This window comes from Aerococcus sp. Group 2, assembly GCF_905125285.1.
Classification (GTDB): domain Bacteria; phylum Bacillota; class Bacilli; order Lactobacillales; family Aerococcaceae; genus Aerococcus; species Aerococcus urinae_E.
The window spans coordinates 1-1,631 of record NZ_CAJHPA010000011.1 but is presented as its reverse complement, the minus strand read 5'-3'; the positions used below and the strand labels follow the sequence as shown (position 1 = coordinate 1,631).

The 1,631-nt window shown below is 33.7% G+C and carries 1 protein-coding gene; it reads right to left on the bottom strand.

The features are described 5' to 3' along the window. Positions 1 to 156: 156 nt before the first annotated feature. Positions 157 to 1,377 carry an IS110 family transposase gene (locus JFU01_RS08835; RefSeq protein WP_195856684.1) on the bottom strand — a complete coding sequence of 407 codons (1,221 nt, stop codon included), beginning with the start codon at positions 1,375 to 1,377 and terminating at the stop codon, positions 157 to 159. Between the last annotated feature and the right edge of the window lie 254 nt (positions 1,378 to 1,631).

The window sequence follows — 1,631 nt, the reverse complement described above, 5'->3', positions numbered from 1 at the left end:
TTCCTACGATTAGTCAAGTGTAAATCAATATAAAATTACTAAATATATGCGGTATTATTTAGAAGTTTGACTTTTGAATATTCTATGGAAAATTTGACATACTAAATAAGCCTCAGTATTGAGACTTTTAAAAATTTTAGCTATGATATTGTTGAATTAGTTGCGGTGAGAGGCATTTAATTCATAATCATACTTCGTATGATGATTGAATAGCGCGTATAGGCATTTAAGCAGCTTATTCATACACGCTATAACAGCTACCTTATGGCATTTATTAAAGGGTGGCTGTTTTTTTGTATAGTAATAATCAACGATATGGTTAGGTGCATGCCTCTGGGAACGAATCATATTGGTAATAACGACATAAAGTATTTTCCTAGCTTTTCTGTTGCCTCGCTTATTGATATGATCTTGACCTGTGTATTTACCCGATTGGTAGCGTCGAATATCAATCCCTACATACGCGTTTAATTGTTTATGGTTTTTAAAACGAGATAAATCACCAAGCTCTGCAATTAATTGACAAGCTGAAAGCTCACCAATTCCTGGCACGCTAGAATAAATTGTAAATTCAGAAAACTGACTTCCCAAAGTAATCATCTTGTCTTGGATGACTTCTTTTTGACTGATTAACTTTTTTAGATGTGTGGCATAAAAACTAAGTACTTGACAATAAAAGCTGTCCTTATGGACAGAAGGATAAGCTGAAACTGCACACTCGATAATTTGATCAGCTTTTTGAAAAGCCCTTTGATTAGAGATATTTTTTGATGTTGATTTTTTCAACATATTTTTGATGACTGTTCGCGAGACCCCTAGCACATAATCAGGATGTGGATATTTTTCGATAACGGTTAAAGCAAATTCATTTTTTAATTTAGAGAAAGCTTTTTCGATACCAGGAAAGCAAAGATAAATAGCCTCTAAAAATTTAACATATAGTTTGTCGATAGCTTCTTGTAGTTCTAAATAATAAGCATTCATTCGCTTCATTTCTTCATAAAGCGGTTCTTTCATTACCGAGGGTTGAAAGTCAAAAATAGACATAATTTGTGCCAATTTATGAGCATCTGCTTGGTCCGTTTTATTCCTTCTTAGTGTCAGGCTATTGGTTCGATTATACACTTCTAAAGGATTTAAACTGTGGTAAGTTAATTGGTTTTCGTGACAAAAACGTTCAAGGGGTTTTGAGTAAATACCTGTCGTTTCAAAAGCAAGAACCACTTGACCAGGAATCCTTCGGATATTCTGTAATAGCTCTTCAAATCCCTTACGAGTGAATTCCAAAAGACCTTCTTCAATACATTGACTATTTTTATACAGAACTTTGGTTGCTTTTCCTTTGGAGACATCCAAAGCATAGACATACCCAACCATATTCAGCTTCCTTTCATATTAATTTGAAAGACTTTCACTTCAATGTTCTTATCTTAATTTCCTAAACACGAGCTCGTAGCTCAACATACTTAAATCAAAATTAAAAACAAGAGTGAAAGAATCCGTTTTATAGTTCGGGCTCGTGGCCCTTGAGAGTTTGTCTGGATTATTCTTTCACTTACACTATATCTAAAAAAAGAAATAGCTCGAAGATAAATCCGTCGATTTACCTTCGAGCTAATCTTAGTATGTTT